The organism is Formivibrio citricus, from assembly GCF_900115065.1.
GTDB lineage: Bacteria > Pseudomonadota > Gammaproteobacteria > Burkholderiales > Chitinibacteraceae > Formivibrio > Formivibrio citricus.
In genome coordinates, this window is the sequence record NZ_FOVE01000004.1 from 88245 (window position 1) to 107076 (window position 18832).

General features: G+C 59.0%; 13 protein-coding genes. 9 read left to right on the forward strand and 4 right to left on the reverse strand.

Annotated features, from left to right (window positions below; all coding sequences use genetic code 11):
* Positions 1-31: 31 nt before the first annotated feature.
* Together gabD and gabT are read right to left on the reverse strand one after the other, a co-directional pair.
* On the reverse strand, positions 32-1492 hold the full coding sequence (gene gabD, locus BMZ36_RS03725; RefSeq protein ID WP_091191566.1) for an NADP-dependent succinate-semialdehyde dehydrogenase: 1461 nt from the start codon (positions 1490-1492) through the stop codon (positions 32-34).
* A gap of 13 nt (positions 1493-1505) precedes the next feature.
* Positions 1506-2765, reverse strand: coding sequence for a 4-aminobutyrate--2-oxoglutarate transaminase (gene gabT, locus BMZ36_RS03730; RefSeq protein ID WP_091191791.1), 1260 nt, complete (start codon positions 2763-2765; stop codon positions 1506-1508).
* A gap of 317 nt (positions 2766-3082) precedes the next feature.
* On the opposite strand from gabT, the gene BMZ36_RS03735 reads away from it, so the two are divergent.
* Positions 3083-3628, forward strand: coding sequence for a cupin domain-containing protein (locus BMZ36_RS03735; protein ID WP_091191568.1), 546 nt, complete (start codon positions 3083-3085; stop codon positions 3626-3628).
* Between the two features lie 82 nt (positions 3629-3710).
* Here BMZ36_RS03735 and hpnC read toward each other — a convergent pair whose 3' ends face one another.
* Together hpnC and gap are read right to left on the reverse strand one after the other, a co-directional pair.
* Complete coding sequence (hpnC, locus tag BMZ36_RS03740; RefSeq protein WP_091191570.1) at positions 3711-4535, reverse strand: squalene synthase HpnC; 825 nt, start codon at positions 4533-4535, stop codon at positions 3711-3713.
* A gap of 113 nt (positions 4536-4648) precedes the next feature.
* Entirely contained in the window at positions 4649-5665 is a 1017-nt protein-coding gene (gene gap, locus BMZ36_RS03745; protein ID WP_091191573.1) for a type I glyceraldehyde-3-phosphate dehydrogenase, read from the reverse strand.
* 278 nt (positions 5666-5943) lie between these two features.
* Here gap and hexR point away from each other — a divergent pair, with 278 nt between their 5' ends.
* The 8 genes from hexR to argF all read left to right on the forward strand — a co-directional run bounded on the left by hexR (position 5944) and on the right by argF (position 18681).
* Positions 5944-6777, forward strand: a complete 834-nt coding sequence (gene hexR / locus BMZ36_RS03750; RefSeq protein ID WP_091191575.1) for a transcriptional regulator HexR — start codon at positions 5944-5946, stop codon at positions 6775-6777.
* 118 nt (positions 6778-6895) lie between these two features.
* Complete coding sequence (gene pgi, locus BMZ36_RS03755) at positions 6896-8548, forward strand: glucose-6-phosphate isomerase (RefSeq protein ID WP_091191577.1); 1653 nt, start codon at positions 6896-6898, stop codon at positions 8546-8548.
* Between the two features lie 175 nt (positions 8549-8723).
* Positions 8724-11381, forward strand: a complete 2658-nt coding sequence (gene aceE, locus BMZ36_RS03760; protein WP_091191580.1) for a pyruvate dehydrogenase (acetyl-transferring), homodimeric type — start codon at positions 8724-8726, stop codon at positions 11379-11381.
* Positions 11382-11432: 51 nt separating this feature from the next.
* Positions 11433-12776: a dihydrolipoyllysine-residue acetyltransferase gene (gene aceF, locus BMZ36_RS03765; protein ID WP_281242187.1), complete on the forward strand. Its 1344-nt coding sequence runs from the start codon at positions 11433-11435 to the stop codon at positions 12774-12776.
* A 152-nt stretch (positions 12777-12928) separates the two neighbouring features.
* Positions 12929-14668: a dihydrolipoyl dehydrogenase gene (gene lpdA, locus BMZ36_RS03770; protein WP_091191585.1), complete on the forward strand. Its 1740-nt coding sequence runs from the start codon at positions 12929-12931 to the stop codon at positions 14666-14668.
* Between the two features lie 237 nt (positions 14669-14905).
* Positions 14906-15973: a porin gene (locus BMZ36_RS03775; RefSeq protein WP_091191588.1), complete on the forward strand. Its 1068-nt coding sequence runs from the start codon at positions 14906-14908 to the stop codon at positions 15971-15973.
* Positions 15974-16473: 500 nt separating this feature from the next.
* The gene (locus tag BMZ36_RS03780; RefSeq protein WP_091191591.1) at positions 16474-17592 is read left to right on the forward strand and encodes a porin; all 1119 of its coding nucleotides are present in this window, start codon (positions 16474-16476) and stop codon (positions 17590-17592) included.
* 174 nt (positions 17593-17766) lie between these two features.
* Positions 17767-18681, forward strand: a complete 915-nt coding sequence (gene argF, locus BMZ36_RS03785; protein ID WP_091191593.1) for an ornithine carbamoyltransferase — start codon at positions 17767-17769, stop codon at positions 18679-18681.
* Positions 18682-18832 lie beyond the last annotated feature (151 nt).

Sequence of the window (18832 nt, forward strand, 5' to 3'; positions counted from 1 at the left end):
GTGTCTCTGTGTCTCTGTGGTTAACCCGCTTTTATTGGTTAAGGCCGCCAAAACACAGATACTTGATCTCCAGATAGTCTTCCACGCCGTAATGCGAGCCTTCGCGCCCCAGCCCGGATTGCTTCACGCCGCCGAATGGTGCGGCCTCGTTGGAAATCATGCCGGTATTGATGCCGACCATGCCGTATTCCAGCGCCTCGGCCACGCGCCAGATGCGGCCGATGTCGCGGCTGTAGAAATAGCTCGCCAGACCGAACTCGGTATCGTTGGCGAACGCGATCAGTTCAGCTTCGGTTTCAAAGCGAAAGACCGGAGCCAGCGGGCCGAAGGTTTCCTCGCGCGCGACCAGCATGCGGGCATCCACGTCCTTGACGATGGTCGGTTCGAAGAACGAATGGCCCAGCGCATGGCGTTTGCCGCCGGCGACCAGCTTGCCGCCCTTGGCGAGCGCATCGGCGATGTGCTCTTCGACCTTGAGCATGGCCTTTTCGTCGATCATCGGCCCTTGAGTCACGCCGGCTTCCATGCCGTTACCGATCTTGAGCTTGCCCACTGCTGCGGCCAATTTTTCGATGAAGGCATCGTAGACGCCGGACTGCACGTAGAGGCGGTTGGCGCAGACGCAGGTCTGGCCAGCATTGCGGAACTTGGAGGCCATCGCACCTTCGACGGCGGCATCCAGATCGGCATCGTCGAACACCACGAAAGGCGCATTGCCGCCGAGTTCCATCGAGGTTTTCTTGACCGTGGCCGCGCATTGCGCCATCAGGAGCTTGCCGATGTCGGTCGAGCCGGTGAACGAGAGCTTGGCCACCTTCGGGTTGCCGGTCAACTCGCCGCCAATGGCTGTCGAGTTGCCGGTGATGACACTGAAGAGGCCAGCCGGAACGCCGGCTTCTTCGGCCAGCACAGCCAGCGCCAGCGCGGAATACGGTGTCTGCATCGCGGGCTTGAGCACCATGGAACAGCCCACGGCCAGCGCCGGGCCAGCCTTGCGGGTAATCATGGCGTTGGGGAAGTTCCACGGCGTGATCGCGGCCGTCACACCGATCGGCTGTTTGATCACGACGATGCGCTTGTCACCCTGCGGCGACGGGATGGTGTCGCCGTACACGCGCTTGGCTTCTTCGGCAAACCATTCAATGAAGCTGGCGCCATAGGCGATTTCGCCACGAGATTCAGCGAGCGGCTTGCCCTGTTCGGCCGTGAGGATGATCGCGAGGTCTTCCTGGTTTTCCATCATCAACTCGAACCAGCGGCGCAACACTGCGGCGCGGGCCTTGCCGGTCTTCTGCTTCCAGTCCTGCATGGCGATTTCGGCCGCATCGATAGCGCGACGGGTTTCTTCGACCCCCATGACCGGCACCGTACCCAGCACTTCACCGGTCGCCGGGTTGGTGACTTCCTTGACCGCGCCGGAATCGGCATCGATCCATTGCCCGGCCACATAGGCTTGCTGGCGGAACAGGGCGGGATTCTTCAATGGCAGCATGTCGGTTCTCCGGTTACGAACGCAGGGCGATTTCAAGGATGCCGAGTGCTTCATCAAGCACGGCGTTTTCGATGGTCAGCGGGCACAGGAAACGGATCACGTTGCCGTGTGTGCCGCAGGTCAGGAGGATCAGCCCCATTTCCAGCGCCGTGGCCTTGACCTTGGCGGCGAACTCGGGCGCTGGCTTGCCGTCCTGCATAAGTTCAACAGCCACCATTGCGCCGGGGCCGCGCACGTCGGCGATCTGCGGAACCTGTTTTTGCAGGCGCAGCAAGGTTGCCTTGATCTTGTCGCCGACCACGTTGGCACGCTCGCAAAGCTTTTCATCCTCGATGACATCGAGCACGGCCAGCGCTGCAGCGATACCGATCGGGCTGCCGGCGTAGGTTCCGCCCAGCCCGCCCGGATTGGCCGCATCCATAACCTCGGCCCGGCCCACCACGCCGGAGAGCGGGAAGCCGCCCGCAAGCGACTTGGCCATCGTCATCAGGTCCGGCTTGATGTCGTAATGCTCCATGGCGAACAGCTTGCCGGTGCGCGCAAAACCCGTCTGGATTTCGTCGGCAATCAGCAGGATGCCGTGCTCGTCGCAAATCTTGCGCAGGCCGCGCATGAATTCGGCCGGAGCCTGGACGAAGCCGCCCTCGCCCTGCACCGGCTCGGCGATGATCGCCGCAACCCGCTTGGGTTCGATGGCATATTTGAAGAGTTCCTTCACGGAAGCGAGCGCATCTTCGACGCTCACACCGTACAACTCATTCGGATACTGGGCATGAAACACATCACCGGGGAACGGGCCGAAGCCGATCTTGTACGGCGCCACCTTGCCGGTCAGCGCCATCGTCATCATCGTGCGGCCATGGAACCCCGCAGCAAACGCGATCACGCCGGGGCGGCCGGTCGCGGCGCGGGCAATCTTGATGGCGTTTTCAACCGCTTCCGCGCCGGAGCTCAGGAACATGGTCTTGGCCGGCCCTTCGATGGGCGCCTGCGCATTGATGCGCTCGGCGAGTTCGACGTAGCCCCAGTACGGCATGACCTGGTAGCAGGTATGGGAGAACGCGTTCATCTGCTCCAGCACCGCAGCCTTGATGCGCGGGTGCATGTGCCCGGTGTTGAGCACGGCGATCCCGGAAGCGAAATCGATGTAGCGGCGACCTTCCTCATCCCACACTTCGGAATTGAGCGCCTTCTTGGCAAAAATGGTCGTGGTCAGACCGACACCGCGCGGCGTGGCGGCAAGACGGCGTTCGTTCCAGCTTTGATTGGTCATGCTGACTTTGGCATCCATGGCAAACTTCCTTCAGCTTGTGAATCAGATTGATCGAGGCAGGCAGTACATCCGGGCACGGCCGTGGTTTTTGCATGAAGGCCAGTCTACGCATGTCAATTAAAATTAACAAGCACGGGTGATAAAAATTTTTACCATAATGGCGATTGATGTAAAATATTGCATATCAAAAAGCGTCAATACACCCAGCAATAACGCAACAAGCCACGAAAAAAGTGGTTAAACCTGGATAAAACAGGTGTGCCGTTTTGGTGCAACAATAGTCAAACGTTTATTATATTGAACAAATTGAGGGCAACATGGATATCGGGGCACGGCTCAAAATGGTGCGCGAAGCACAGGGGATCTCCCAGCGCGAACTGGCCAAGCGCGCCGGCGTCACCAACGCCTCCATCTCGCTGATCGAACAAAACCGCGTCAGTCCGTCGGTAAGTTCGCTGAAAAAGGTACTGGATGGCCTGCCCATGTCCATGGCCGATTTCTTCACCTTCGAACTGGAACAACAGCCGCCGCGCCAGGTATTTGCCGCTGCAGAGCAACCGGACCTGGGCGGAAACGGCGTCGCCATGTGGCTGGTCGGCGCAGGCGTGGAAAACCGCCAGATCGGCTTGCTGCGGGAGGTCTACGCGCCGGGCGCCGACACCGGAACGGAAATGCTGAAACACGAAGGACAGGAATGCGGCGTCGTCACCCAAGGCTGCATCGAACTGACCATCGATACACAAGTGCACATCCTGCACCCCGGCGACGGTTATTATTTTTCCAGCAACCAGCCGCACCGCTTCCGCAACATCGGCGAAACGGAAGCCATCCTCATCAGCGCCAACAATCCGCCAACGCTGTAAGAAGCCGCTCATGATCTGTCGTGAACAGGCTCTAAAAGCGGCCAACAAAAAACCGGCAACACATGCGCCGGTTTTTTGTTGATCACAACGCCCGCCAGAGAATCCGCGGCCAGTCGCCTCCTTTTAGCTTGGGGCGCTTGCGAAACACATCGTAATCCACTGCTTCGATCCGTTGCAGCAAGCGGTCCGCCGCCGCCACGATGGTTCTGATTTCCAGGCCAATACGCCCCGGCAAGCGCCGCCCCAGCGGCTTGCCCTCATACAGCATGGCCCGCGCGCGCATCACTTCAAACGCCAAAAGGTCGCGCAACGCCCGGTCCAACCGGCCTTCGGCCAGCTGTGACTCGTTCACACCGAAACGCTTCAAGTCTTCCTGCGGGATATATACCCGCCCCTTCTGCCAGTCGATGGCGACGTCCTGCCAGAAGTTGATGAGCTGCAAGGCCGTGCAAATGCAGTCCGACTGCCGCAGGTTTTCCGGCGTCGCTTCGCCGAAGATATGCAGCAGGATACGCCCAACCGGATCGGCAGAGCGCCGGCAGTAATCCTTGAGCGTATCGAAGTCCTCGTAGCGCTTTTTCACCACATCCTGACGGAATGCCGATAGCAGGTCTTCGAACAATTGCAGCGGAATGCCATGCCCGGCAACGAACGGGACCAGATCGGCGAACAGACGATCCGGCGGCATCTCGCCCCGACCGATGCGCGCCAGCTCGGCGCTGCACGCATCCAGCGCAGCAATGCGTTCGGAATCGGAGGCATCGCCCTCGTCAGCCAGATCGTCGGCATGGCGGGCAAAGCGGTACACGGCGGCCACGGCCGGGCGAAACCGGGCTGGCAGCAAGACGGAACCGACCGGGAAGTTTTCGTAGTGACCGACGGATTGTTCGGGGGTCAGCGCGGACATGGCTCATTCCATCAGAATTGATCGGGATAAACAAAGAGCCACCCGAAGGCGGCTCTTTTGGCACAGAAAACGGAGCACCCGACCGCAAGAGGCAAAGGCGCAACCGTCTGCGATTACTTGGCTTCCATCAATGCCTTGGTGGTATCCAGCATGCGGTTGGAGAAGCCCCACTCGTTGTCGTACCAGGCCAGAACCTTTACCAGCGTACCGTTGTTGGTCACGCGGGTTTCGGAAGCATCGTAGGTCGACGAAGCCGAATCGTGATTGAAGTCGGACGACACCAGCGGCAGATCGTTGTACTTCAGAATGCCCTTGAGCGCGCCTTCGCTGGCTTCCTTGATGATGCTGTTGATTTCTTCCTTGGTAGTCGGACGGGCGGCCACGAAGGTCAGGTCAACCAGGGAAACATTGATGGTCGGAACGCGAACAGACAGGCCGTCGAGCTTGCCGTTGAGTTCCGGCAACACCAGACCCACTGCAGCAGCCGCACCAGTCTTGGTCGGGATCATCGACTGGGTAGCAGAACGGGCACGGCGCAGGTCGCTGTGGTACACATCGGTCAGCACCTGGTCGTTGGTGTAAGCGTGGATGGTGTTCATCAGGCCGGAAACCACACCGATCTTCTCGTGCAGCGGCTTGACCAGCGGAGCCAGGCAGTTGGTGGTGCAGGATGCATTGGAGATAACGGTATCGCTGGCCTTCAGGATGCTGTGGTTCACACCGAACACCACGGTCGCATCGACATCGTTGCCGCCCGGAGCAGAAATCACGACTTTCTTGGCGCCAGCGGTCAGGTGAGCGGAAGCCTTGGCCTTGCTGGTGAAGAGGCCGGTACACTCCATCACCACATCGATGTCCAGTTCCTTCCACGGCAATTCGGCCGGGTTGCGCACAGCGCAAACGCGGATCTTGTCGCCATTGACCACCATGTAGTCGCCATCGACGGACACGGTGCCGTTGAAACGGCCGTGTGCGGTATCGTATTGCGTCAGGTGCGCATTGGTCTTGGCATCGCCCAGGTCATTGATGGCAACAATCTGGATTTCATGGGTGCGGCCAGACTCATACAGGGCACGCAGAACATTACGACCAATACGGCCGTAGCCGTTGATAGCGACACGAATAGCCATTGCGGTTAGCTCCTAGGGGTAGAAAAAGCCGATGCGGACAGGCACTCGTTTCGCCTTCGCCCGCCTGGCGGCAGCAAGCCCATGATTATAACGCCGCGCAGCCGCAGTGCACAAACGCAGCCCCCCTACAATTTGCAATAAAACACATTAAATTGACCCCGGATCGACGTATCGTCTCCCTTATAATGCAAAAGCCCGAAACCGCCTCCGGCCAGCAAACGCCAAGTGCGCTTTCAATTGCGGCAACATCCCCAAGGCAATCCCGAGAAAGGCCCGAAATGCTGGACAGAATCAGATCCTCGCTAGACAGCCTGAGCAAATCAGAGCGCCGCGTCGCCGAGCTTGCGCTCGCCCAGCCCAATCTGGTCGCCAACGCGCCTATTGCCCACATTGCCGACATCGCTCAGGTTTCGCAGCCGACGGTCATCCGCTTCTGCCGCTCATTGGGATGCTCCGGTCTGCAGGATTTCAAACTGCGGCTGACCCGCAGCCTGGTTTCCGGTGTTCCCTACGTCCACTCGATGGTATCGCCGGACGATTCCGCTCACGACCTCGCGCGCAAGCTCTTCGACAACAACATCTCCAACCTGATGCGTTGCCGCAACGAGCTCGACACGGATGCCCTGGAGCGCGCCTTCAACATCCTGGCGCACGCCAACAAGATTGACGTCTACGGACAGGGCCAGTCCGGCGCGGTGGCCATCGACTGCCAGCACAAATTCTTCCGGCTCGGTGTTCCGACCGTGGCCTATACCGATCCGCACATGCACAGCATGTCCGCCGCCATGCTCAAGCCGGGCGACGCCGTCATCGCCATCTCCAACTCGGGGCGCACGCTCGACATCCTGCGTTCCGTCGAGATCGCCCGCGAAGCCGGCGCCGACGTGATCGGCATCACCCACTCCAAATCGCCGCTCGCCAAGCACTGCTCGGTCTGCCTGTTCGCCGACACCACGGAAGACCAGGATCTCTATACGCCGATGATCACGCGCATCGTCCACCTCGTCATCGTCGATACGCTTGCGGTCGGCGTCGCCTTGAAACGCGGGCCGGAACTCATTGATCAACTGGAAAAAATGAAGCACAGCCTGAAAGAAAAACGCACCCGCTAATTGCAGCGCAACATCGAATTTTCACCAAAATTCGATTCAGGATCAGGAAAGCAGGCTTAAAATAAAACGATGCGCGAAGTACTGGCGCCCATTGTCGATTCAGTTTCCCGGCCCGATCATGCCCACTCCTACCGATCTCCCTGCCTGGCATCAGCTCCAGTCTCACGTCGAAAATCTCCGCCATCTGCACATGCGGGATCTTTTTGCTTCCGACCCGCTCCGGTTCGAGCGCTTCTCGCTAGAAGCGGCTGGCATTTTTCTCGACTACTCGAAGAACCGCATCACGACCGAAACCCTCCCCCTGCTCGCGCAACTGGCCCGCGAAGCCGGCGTGGAATCGTTGCGCGAGCGCATGTTCAGCGGCGAAAGAATCAATCGCACGGAAAACCGCGCCGTGCTTCACACCGCATTGCGCAATCTGGACAACACTCCGGTCATGGTCGACGGCGTGGACGTCATGCCGCAGGTCAACGCCGTGCGCCAGCGCATGGCCCGCTTTGCCGAAAGCGTACGAAATGGCGAGTGGAGAGGCCATACCGGCCAGCCGATAACCGATGTCGTCAACATTGGCATCGGCGGCTCAGATCTGGGGCCGCTCATGGTCTGCCGGGCGCTCCACCGCTTTGCCCATCCCCGGCTGCGCATGCATTTCGTTTCAACCGTCGACGGCGACCAGATCGGCTGCCTGCTGAAAAAGCTGAACCCTGCCACCACGCTTTTCATCGTCGCCTCCAAAACCTTCACCACCCAGGAAACGCTGACCAACGCCCATACGGCGCGCCAGTGGTTCCTCGATGCCGGAAACGACACGCCCGCCATCGCGCGCCACTTCGTCGCCATCTCGACCAACACCCAAGCCGTTCGCAACTTCGGCATCGACCCGGACAACATGTTCGAGTTCTGGGACTGGGTCGGAGGGCGTTATTCGCTCTGGTCTGCCATCGGTCTGTCCATTGCCATCTGCATTGGCCCGGATAATTTCGAAAAACTGCTGGCCGGCGCGCAGGCCATGGACCGGCATTTCCGCGAAATGCCCATCGAAAAGAACATGCCGATGTTGCTGGCGCTGCTCGGAATTCTGAATGGGAATTATTTCCATTGTCATTCACACCTCATATCGCCCTACAATCAGGCATTGGATCGCTTTCCCGCCTACCTGCAGCAACTGGACATGGAATCGAACGGAAAAACAGTCGACATCGATGGTCGACACATCACTGACTACGAAACCGGCCCTGTGGTCTGGGGCGATTCCGGCATCAACGGTCAGCACGCCTATTATCAATTGCTGCATCAGGGCAGCAACGTCACACCGGTCGATTTCATCGTTTCCATAGAACACCCCGATGCACCTCCCGCTCACCGCGACATCCTGATGGCCAATTTCTTTGCCCAGACCGAGGCGCTGATGCGAGGCAAGACCGAGGCAGAAGTACGCGCCGAACTGGCCGCGCAAGGGCTGAGCGGGGAAGCGCTTGAAAAACTCGTTCCGCACAAGATATTTGAAGGCAACCGCCCCAGCAATTCCATCCTGCTGCAACGGCTCGATCCGCAAACGCTCGGCGCGCTGATTGCACTCTATGAGCACAAGGTTTTCGTGCAAGGCGCCATCTGGAACATCAATTCCTATGATCAATGGGGAGTGGAACTCGGCAAGCAGCTTGCCAAAAAGATCGAGGCACAACTGGCGACATCGGAGCCGACGACCTGCCACGACGCCTCGACCAACGGGCTGATCAACTACTACAAAAAGCGCCGTCAAGTTTCATAAGCACAGGATTCAGGCGCCAGAAGATTTCAGGACATGGGCAAGAAGACAAGGATATTTATCTCCATCCAGACCGAAAATATTGGATTCCGCACAAAACCACAAAGATTTATGGATTAAAAAGAAAGCGTGCCCATGCAGCACGCTTGTCATCCAACCACAGAAGAAGGTAGACAACATGGCAGAGCAGTTTCATGACCAGGATCCACTGGAAACACGCGAATGGCTTGAATCGCTGGCAAGCGTCCGGGAACGCGAAGGGGCAGACCGGGCGCAGTTCCTGGTAGAACAAGTCCTCAACCAAGCCCGCACCGACGGCATCAAGCTTCCCTTCAACATCACCACCGAATACGTCAACACCATCCCGGCCAGCATCGAGGCCAAAAATCCCGGCAACGCCCAGTTCGAAGAACGCATCCTCGCCTACACGCGCTGGAATGCCGCAGCGATGGTGGTCAAGGCCAACCGCGGCGAAGGCGAACCGGGCGGGCACATCACCTCGTTTGCCTCCGCCGCCACCCTCTACGACGTGGGCTGGAACCACTTCTGGCATGCCCCGAGCGAAAATCACGGCGGCGACCTGGTTTACTTCCAGGGCCACTGCGCACCCGGCATGTATTCCCGCGCCTTCCTCGAAGGCCGCATTTCGGAAGACCAGCTCAACCAGTTCCGCCGCGAAGTCGGCGGCCAGGGGCTTTCGTCCTATCCGCATCCGTGGCTGATGCCGAACTTCTGGCAATTCCCGACCGTATCCATGGGCCTTGGGCCGCTGATGGCGATCTACCAGGCCCGCTTCATGAAATACCTCGACGACCGTGGCTTCGCGCAAAAAGGCAACCGCAAAGTCTGGTGCTTCTGCGGCGACGGGGAAATGGATGAACCGGAATCCTTGGGCGCCATCTCGCTCGCCGGCCGTGAAAAACTCGACAACCTCGTGTTCGTCATCAACTGCAACCTGCAGCGTCTGGATGGCCCGGTACGCGGCAACGCCAAGATCGTGCAGGAACTCGAAGGCGACTTCCGCGGCGCGGGCTGGAACGTGATCAAGGTGCTGTGGGGCTCGGGCTGGGACAAGCTGCTCGCGCAGGATACCCACGGCTTGCTGCAAAAGCGCATGATGGAAGTCGTTGACGGCGAATACCAGAACTACAAGTCCCGAAACGGCGCCTACATCCGCCAGCACTTCTTCGGCAAATACCCGCAACTGCTGGCGATGGTGGTCGATCTGTCCGACGACGAAATCTGGGCACTGACCCGCGGCGGCAACGACATGACCAAGGTCTACGCCGCCTACAAAGCCGCCACCGAGCACAAGGACCAGCCGACCCTGATCCTTGCCAAGACCGTCAAGGGCTACGGCATGGGCTCCGCGGGCGAATCGCAAAACGTCGCCCACCAGACCAAGAAGCTCTCCGACAGCGACATGCTCTACCTGCGCGACCGTCTCAAGGTTCCGCTGAGCGACGAAGAAGCCACCGCCTGCAAGTTCTACCTGCCGCCCGCCGATGCGCCCGAGCTCAAGTACATGCAGGAACGCCGCGCCGCACTGGGCGGCTACATCCCCTCGCGCAAGCCGGTCGACGAACCGCTGCCGGTACCGGAACTGGATGCCTTCAAGGCCCTGCTAGAAAACACCGGCGACCGCGAAATGTCCACCACCATGGCCTTCGTGCGTCTCCTGAACGTACTGGTCAAGGACAAGCAGATCGGCAACCGCGTCGTTCCCATCGTGCCGGATGAATCCCGCACCTTTGGCATGGAAGGCATGTTCCGCCAGCTCGGCATCTGGTCGCACGTCGGCCAGCTCTACACCCCGCAGGATTCCGACCAGTTGATGTTCTACAAGGAATCGAAGCAGGGCCAGATCCTGCAGGAAGGCATCAACGAAGCCGGCGCCATGGCCGACTGGATTGCCGCCGCTACGGCCTACGCCAACCACGGCGTAACCATGATCCCGTTCTACATCTACTACTCGATGTTCGGCTTCCAGCGCATCGGCGATCTGGCTTGGGCTGCGGGCGACATGCGCGCGCGCGGCTTCCTCGTCGGCGGCACCGCAGGTCGCACCACGCTCAACGGCGAAGGTCTGCAACATCAGGACGGCCACGGGCATCTGTTTGCCGAGTTCATCCCGAACTGCCTCTCCTACGATCCGACCTTCCACTACGAGCTGGCCGTGATCGTGCAGGACGGCATGCGCCGCATGTACCAGAACCAGGAAAACATCTACTACTACATCTCGGTGATGAACGAGAACTACAGCCATCCGGCCATGCCGGAAGGCGCGGAAACCGGCATCCTCAAGGGCCTGTACCTGTTTCAGGAAGGCGGCAAGTCCGACCTCAAGGTACAGCTCATGGGTTCGGGCACGATCTTCCGCGAAGTCATCGCCGCCGCCGAGCTGCTGAAAACCGACTTCGGCGTCGAAGCCGACATCTGGTCCGCGCCGAGCTTCAACGAGCTCTACCGCGACGGCATCGCCGCCCAGCGCTACAACATGCTGCACCCGACCGCAGAGCAGAAGACGCCGTACGTGACCGAATGCCTGCAAGGCCGCACCGGCCCGGTGATCGCGGCGACCGACTACAAGCGCACCTACACCGAACAGGTTCGTGCGTTCGTACCGGCACGCTACGTCACGCTGGGCACCGACGGCTTCGGCCGCTCCGACAGCCGCGCCCAGTTGCGCAAGTTCTTCGAGGTCGACCGCTACAGCGTTGCCGTGGCCGCACTCAAGGCACTGGCCGACGAAGGCAAGATCGGTGCAGACAAGGTGGCAGAAGCGATTGCCAAGTACGGGATCGATGCTGACAAACCGGCACCGTGGACTGTTTGAAGCTGTGAGGTGTCAGGTGTGAGGTGTGAGGAGTAAAACCCGCACCCACCCCTGACCAAAGCAGGCCATCCGCCTCACTCCTCACCCCTCACTCCTCACAAGGATTGGATAATGAGCAACGTGATTGAATTGAAAGTCCCGGACATCGGCGGCCATGAAGGCGTCGATGTCATCGAAGTATCCGTCAAGGCCGGCGACCGCATCGAAGCCGAGCAAACGCTGATTACCCTGGAAACCGACAAGGCCACGATGGAAGTCCCGGCCACCGCAGCCGGCACCGTCAAGGAAGTCAAAATCAAGGTCGGCGACAAGGTATCGGAAGGCGCCGTTATCCTGCTGCTGGAATCCGGCGAAGCTACCGCCTCAGCACCGCAGGCTGCCGCCCCGGCAGCGGCTCCGGCACCTGTTGCTGCAGCGCCAGCACCGGCCCCTGTTGCGGCAGCCGCCCCGGCACCTGCGGCCACCCAAACCTACAAATACGCCCACGCCAGCCCATCGGTGCGTCATTTCGCCCGCGAAAAAGGCGTGGACATCAGCAAGGTCGTCGGCACCGGCCCCAAAGGCCGCATCCTGCGCGACGACGTGCTGAATTTCCTCAAGGGTGGCGCGCCCGTCGCTGCACCGGCAGCCGCCGCAGCAGCCCCTGCAGGCACAGGCGTCGGTCTCGATCTGCTGCCATGGCCCAAGGTCGATTTCGCCAAGTTCGGCCCGGTCGAAGTCCAGCCGCTGTCGCGCATCAAGAAGATTTCCGGCGCCAACCTGCATCGCAACTGGGTCATGATCCCGCACGTTACTTTCAACGACGATGCCGACATCACCGATCTGGAAGCCTTCCGCAAGGACATCAGCAAGGAATGGGAAAAGGAAGGCATCAAGCCCTCCCCGCTCGCCTTCATCATCAAGGCCGCAGTGGATGCGCTCAAGGCCTTCCCGGAGTTCAACGCCAGTCTCGACGGCGACAACCTGGTGCTGAAGAAGTACTACAACATCGGCTTTGCCGCAGATACGCCAAACGGCTTGGTCGTGCCGGTCATCAAGGACGCCGACAAGAAGGGCATCAAGCAGATCACCAGAGAACTGGGCGAGCTCTCCAAGCTGGCGCGTGACGGCAAGCTCAAGCCGACCGACATGCAGGGCGCCACCTTCACGATCTCCAGCCTCGGCGGCATCGGCGGCACTGGCTTCACACCGATCGTCAACGCGCCGGAAGTCGCGATCCTCGGCGTCTGCAAATCGCAGATCAAGCCGGTATGGAACGGCAAGGAATTCGCCCCGCGCCTGATGTGCCCGCTGTCGCTCTCCTTCGATCACCGCGTGATCGACGGCGCAGCCGGCGCGCGCTTCACCGTACATCTGGCGAAGCTGCTCGGCGATTTGCGTCGCCTGATTCTCTAATGGAGGGAAGGGTGAAGGGGGAAGAGAGAAGGGCAAAAACACTTACCCCCCACCCTTGCCGAAACAGGAAACCCTGGTATACGGGGTAAGCGAAAGCGGGGCTCCCCTTCCCCCTTCTCCCTTCCCCCTTCTCTAAAAAGAAGGATTGAGCAATGAGCAACGTGATTGAACTGAAAGTACCGGACATCGGCGGGCACGATAACGTCGACATCATCGAAGTCTTCGTCAAGGTAGGCGACACCATCGCCATCGACGATTCGCTGATCACGCTGGAAACCGACAAGGCCAGCATGGAAGTTCCGTCCACCGCCACCGGCGTGGTCAAGGAAATGAAGGTCAAGGTTGGTGACAAGATTTCCGAAGGCGGCACCATCCTGCTGCTGGAAATCGCCACCCAGGCATCCGAAGCCGCCCCGGCCCAGGCCAGCGCCGCGCCGGCCGCCGCCATCAGCGGCGACGTGATCGAATGCGATGTCATGGTACTGGGCGGTGGCCCCGGCGGCTATTCCGCAGCCTTCCGCTCCGCCGACCTGGGCATGAAGACCGTGCTGGTCGAACGCTACGGCACGCTCGGCGGCGTCTGTCTGAACGTCGGCTGCATTCCGTCCAAGGCCCTGCTGCACAACGCAGCCCTGATCGACGAAGTCTCCCACCTGGAAAAGAACGGCATCAAGTTCGGCAAGCCGGAAGTCGATATCGACGCCCTGCGCGGCTACAAGGAAAAGGTCATCGGCAAGCTCACCAGCGGGCTCGCCGGCATGGCCAAGATGCGCAACGTCGAATACGTGCGCGGCATCGGTCGCTTCCTCGACGCCAACCACCTCGAAGTACAGCTCACCACCGGCAAGAGCAAAGACCTCACCGGCAAGATCCAGATCATCAAGTTCAAGCAGGCCATCATCGCCGCCGGTTCCTACGCCGTGAAGCTGCCGTTCATCCCGGACGATCCGCGCGTCATCGATTCGACCGGCGCACTGGAGCTCAAGAACGTGCCCAAGCGCATGCTGATCATCGGCGGCGGCATCATCGGTCTGGAAATGGGTACCGTGTACTCGACGCTCGGCGCACGCCTCGACGTGGTCGAACTCGCAGACGGCCTGATGCTCGGCGCCGACCGCGATCTGGTCAAGGTCTGGCAAAACTGGAACAAGCACCGTTTCGACAACATCATGCTGCAATCGAAGACCACCTCGATCGTACCGAAGGAAGACGGCGTCTGGGTCACCTTCGAAGGCCCGAACGTGCCGAAAGAGCCACAATGCTACGACATCGTGCTCTACTCCACCGGCCGCGCGCCCAACGGCAAGAGCATCGGTGCGGAAAACGCCGGGATCAACGTCGACGAACGCGGCTTCATCCAGACCGACAAGCAACAGCGCACCAACGTGCCGCACATCTTCGCCATCGGCGACATCATCGGCCAGCCGATGCTGGCGCACAAAGCGGTGCATGAAGCGCACATTGCTGCCGAAAATGCCGCCGGTCACGAAGCCTGGTTCGATGCCCGCGTGATTCCGGGTGTCGCCTACACCGACCCGGAAGTCGCATGGGTTGGCCTCACCGAAGACCAGGCCAAGAAGGACGGCATCGCCATCACCAAGGGCGTGTTCCCGTGGGCAGCATCGGGCCGCGCCATTGCCAACGGCCGTGACGAAGGCTTCACCAAGCTGATCTTCGATGCCGAAAACGGCCAGATTCTGGGCGGTGCCATCGTCGGCCCGCATGCCGGCGACATGATCGGCGAAATCTGCCTCGGCATTGAAATGGGCGCGGATGCCATCGACATCGGCAAAACCATCCACCCGCACCCGACCATGGGCGAATCAATCGGCATGGCCGCCGAAGTCGCCAAGGGGGTGTGTACCGATCTGCCACCGCAACGCAAGAAATAAGCTTGCCTCACCCGACACAAAGGCCGCGACTATTCGCGGCCTTTGTGTTGGCGGCATGCAGCGCCCGAAGCGTGCCTTCCGGCCAATCCGTAGCTTTATTACAACAACAGACGTGTAAAAAAGCTTAAACACTTGCAACAAAAAGGTAAAAAAAGGATCCTCCTTACCGAGAAGGTCACCAGAAATGTTCTGGTAGATTTTCACAGACAACACACTCAACCTACAAAGGTATTAACCATGAAGAAAATCATTGCTCTGGCAGTTGCCTCCGCATTCGTTGCTCCGGCAGTCATGGCCGAAGCCGTTATCTACGGCTCCCTGCGTCCGCACGTTGAATACTCCAAGATCACCGACAACAGCACCAACGACCTCACTAAAACCCGTCTGGTAGACGACGTTTCCCGTATCGGCTTCAAGGGCACCGACAAGCTGGACAACGGCCTGCAACTGTTCTGGCAAGTTGAAAACCGCATCCATATCGGCGCACCAAACAGCACAAGCGGCTTCAACTCGCGCGACTCGTTCGTCGGTGTACGCGGCAACTTCGGTGAAGTTTCCGTCGGCAAGATCTCCGACCTGACCGACGATTTCGTTGGCATCCTGCCGGGTCTTGACTACTGGAACGGCGCCAATGCCAGCGCATATATTTTCGCCACACATGGCGACACCGCCCGCTTGCCGAACGCAGCCCTGTACTCGTCCCCGGTATTTTTCGGAGGCCTGCAAGCCAAGGCCCTGTATGACTTCGGCAAAAAGACCACCACAGCCAACTACCAAGGCTATCAGGGCGAGCTGACCTACAGCACAAAACTGTTCAAGGTTGGCGGCGTATACAAGCAAAACAATGACACCGCAAACAACGGTGATAGCGGCACCGCAACCCTCGGCGCCGAAAACTATTACAAATCCTACATCCTCGGTGCCAACATCACCCCCGTTGACGGCTTCGACATCTCCGTGATGTGGGATCGCAAGAAGACCCGCACCGCTGGTGTAGAAGCTCGCCAAGACGCTTGGGCCGTCGGCGCATCCTACCTGACCGGCAAGCACGGCATCGGCGTGCAGTACGCCAAGATGGGCGACATCAAGAACGGTAGCGGCACCTCCTCTTCGGATACCGGCGCCTACGCTTTGGTTGCCCAGTACAAGTACAGCCTGAGCAAGCAAACGACCGCCATTGCCGCAATCGGCCGCACCCGTAACGACAACAACGCCGCATTCAGCATGCATAGCGATTCGCTTGCTACCATCGGCAACGGCGCGAAGATCACCACGATCTCCGCGGGCGTACGCACCGATTTCTGATCCTCACTCAGACCAGAAACACAACTCAAAAAGGGCGGAATTTCCGCCCTTTTTTATTCCTCATTAGCGCCACACCGCAGCACAAAGAACCATCACGGAAAGACTCACTTCGGTTCATCCGTATTTATTTGAATAAACAGCCCTGAATTCATCCTGCCCGCCCTCCCAAGCAGAACCCGGAAGGCAACACCATATGCTGGGAGCTTGCCCCCCATGAACACCCTTCAAACAGATTCATGACAGGCAATTTATAGCCAATGGCCACACCTAAGCCTGCCCACACACCAGGCCAGCACGCAACGCCCCCTCCCTTCGCACTCTACACAAACAGGAACTGTGTACTTTTCCCAACACTTTCCCCCTGGAATCGCGCCTTCATTTGCAAGAAGCCTCAAGATTGCGGCATGCTACACCCAAGGCATCATTTGGCTTGCCATTTGATACCGAGAGGTAGATAACCCGCCAAAAGCGGCTCCCTTTAAATATCGAGGATTAAACCCATGAAAAAAATCATTGCTCTGGCTGTTGCCTCTGCATTCGTTGCACCGGCCGTTATGGCCGAAGTTACCGTTTACGGCTCCATGCGTCCGAACGTGGAACACACCCGCATCAGCGACACCACCAACGCTGACGTTAACAAGACCCAACTGATCGACAACTCGTCCCGTATCGGTTTCAAGGGCACCGACAAGCTGGACAACGGCCTGCAACTGTTCTGGCAAGTTGAAAACCGTGTCCGTATCGGCACCGCCGACAACGCCAACACCACCAACGGCTTCAACTCCCGCGAATCTTTCGTTGGCCTGCGTGGCAACTTCGGTGAAGTGTTCGTTGGCAAGTCCTCCGACCTGACCGATAGCTTCAACGGCGAAGTTCTGCCGGGCCTGGCTTCCTGGAACACTGCCAGCCAAGATATGCGCAACTTCATCATTCGCGATACCGAGCGTCTGAACAACATCGCCCAGTACAACTCCCCGGTATTCCTCGGCGGCCTGCAAGCCAAGGCCCTGTATGACTTCGGCGCCAAGACTGGCGGCGTAACCGGCTACAACTACTACGGCTACCAAGCTCAGTTGGCTTACAAGAGCCAGATGTTCAACGTAGGCGGTATTTACAAGGAAAACAAGGATCTGTTCTCCTACAACACCAGCACCGCACAAAGCGGTACCGGTGCAGCTGCAGGCGCCGCCGCAGAAGATTACTACAAGAAGTTCATCCTGGGTGGCAACATCACCCCGATGGCTGGCTTTGACATCTCCGCTCAGTGGGTTCGCGAAAAGTCTTTCGACAAGTCCGCAAACAACGAAGTCAAGGTTGATTCTTGGGGCATTGGCGCTGCCTACACCACCGGCAAGCATGCCGTTGCATTGCAATACGCCAAGATCAACGACTACAAGCTGAACGGTAACTCTGCTGCCGATACCGGCGCAAAAGCCTTTGGCGTTCAGTACAAGTATGCGCTGAGCAAGCAAACCTCCTTCTTGGCCACCGCAACTCGCCTGTCCAACGACAAGAACGCCACGTACTACCAAACTACTGGCTCCGCTCAGACCGTGGTTCAGGCTAACGCTGGCGCCAAGGTCACTGCAATCTCCGCAGGCCTGCGCACCGACTTCTAATCTGACTTGTTCAGTTTAGTTGCTTGATTAGAAGGGGCAGGATTTCCTGCCCCTTCTTTTTTGCCATTTCATCTCGCCATTCCCAGCCAAGACTTGCGCGTTTCCCGCGCAGATTCAATAATGTACCCTTTTCAAAAATAGTCGCGACTTCCGGTTCGCGACGGGAATTTGCCCATGCGCCACTACCTGCAATTCAAGGATTTCTCGCGCGAGGAATACGATTACCTTTTTGAGCGTGCAGCCAAGATCAAGAAGATCGTCAAATCCGGCCAGCTCTACCAGCCCCTGCCCGGCAAGGTCATGGGGATGATTTTCGAGAAATCGTCCACCCGCACCCGCGTATCCTTCGAAGCCGGCATGTATCAATTGGGTGGCCATGCCATGTTCCTGAATTCGGAAAGCACCCAGCTCGGGCGCGGTGAGCCGATTGAGGACATGGCCAAGGTCATGAGCCGCATGGTCGATATCGTGATGATCCGCACCTTCGAGCAAAGCATCGTCGAACGTTTTGCCGAACACTCGCTGGTGCCACTCATCAACGGCCTAACCAACGAATACCACCCCTGCCAGATCATGGCTGACATCTTTACCTATGTTGAGCGCTTTGGCTCCATAGAAGGCAAGACCGTGGCCTGGATCGGCGATTCCAACAACGTTTCCCGCACTTGGCTGCAAGCCGCCAAGGTGTTCGGCTTCAAGCTCAAGCTCGCCTGCCCCGCCGGTTACGACATGGTGGTACTGGATGGCCAGGAATACGGCCCGGACATCTTCGAAACCTGCCGCGACCCGTATGTTGCCGTTGAAGGCGCCGACATCGTTACGACCGACGTTTCTGTCTCGATGGGTTTCGAGCGCGAAACCCTGCAGCGCAAGAAGGACTTCATCAATTACAAGGTCACAGAACAACTGATGAAGGCCGCCAAGCCGGAAGCCGTGTTCATGCACTGCCTGCCTGCGCATCGCGGCGAAGAGGTCGATCCGGAAGTCATCGACGGCCCGCAATCCATCGTCTGGGACGAAGCAGAAAACCGCATGCACGCCCAGAAGGCCGTGATCGAATATCTGTTGCTGGGTAAAATTACTGACTGATCTTTTCACCACAAGGTTTTGTAGGGTGCGCCATGCGCACCTCCCACCGGAAACCGGCTGGCGTGCTGACTGCGTTAATGCCGCGTGCGCGTGGCGCACCCTACTACTGATTACAAAATCTCATCACAGAGACACAGAGTCGCAGAGAAAT

Excerpts from the sequence above, each read along its gene's own strand:
- gabD (WP_091191566.1), bottom strand. The coding sequence starts at position 1,492 with ATGCTGCCATTGAAGAATCCCGCCCTGTTCCGCCAGCAAGCCTATGTG.
- gabT (WP_091191791.1), bottom strand. The coding sequence starts at position 2,765 with ATGACCAATCAAAGCTGGAACGAACGCCGTCTTGCCGCCACGCCGCGC.
- BMZ36_RS03735 (WP_091191568.1), top strand. The coding sequence starts at position 3,083 with ATGGATATCGGGGCACGGCTCAAAATGGTGCGCGAAGCACAGGGGATC.
- hpnC (WP_091191570.1), bottom strand. The coding sequence starts at position 4,535 with ATGTCCGCGCTGACCCCCGAACAATCCGTCGGTCACTACGAAAACTTC.
- gap (WP_091191573.1), bottom strand. The coding sequence starts at position 5,665 with ATGGCTATTCGTGTCGCTATCAACGGCTACGGCCGTATTGGTCGTAAT.
- hexR (WP_091191575.1), top strand. The coding sequence starts at position 5,944 with ATGCTGGACAGAATCAGATCCTCGCTAGACAGCCTGAGCAAATCAGAG.
- pgi (WP_091191577.1), top strand. The coding sequence starts at position 6,896 with ATGCCCACTCCTACCGATCTCCCTGCCTGGCATCAGCTCCAGTCTCAC.
- aceE (WP_091191580.1), top strand. The coding sequence starts at position 8,724 with ATGGCAGAGCAGTTTCATGACCAGGATCCACTGGAAACACGCGAATGG.
- lpdA (WP_091191585.1), top strand. The coding sequence starts at position 12,929 with ATGAGCAACGTGATTGAACTGAAAGTACCGGACATCGGCGGGCACGAT.
- BMZ36_RS03775 (WP_091191588.1), top strand. The coding sequence starts at position 14,906 with ATGAAGAAAATCATTGCTCTGGCAGTTGCCTCCGCATTCGTTGCTCCG.
- BMZ36_RS03780 (WP_091191591.1), top strand. The coding sequence starts at position 16,474 with ATGAAAAAAATCATTGCTCTGGCTGTTGCCTCTGCATTCGTTGCACCG.
- argF (WP_091191593.1), top strand. The coding sequence starts at position 17,767 with ATGCGCCACTACCTGCAATTCAAGGATTTCTCGCGCGAGGAATACGAT.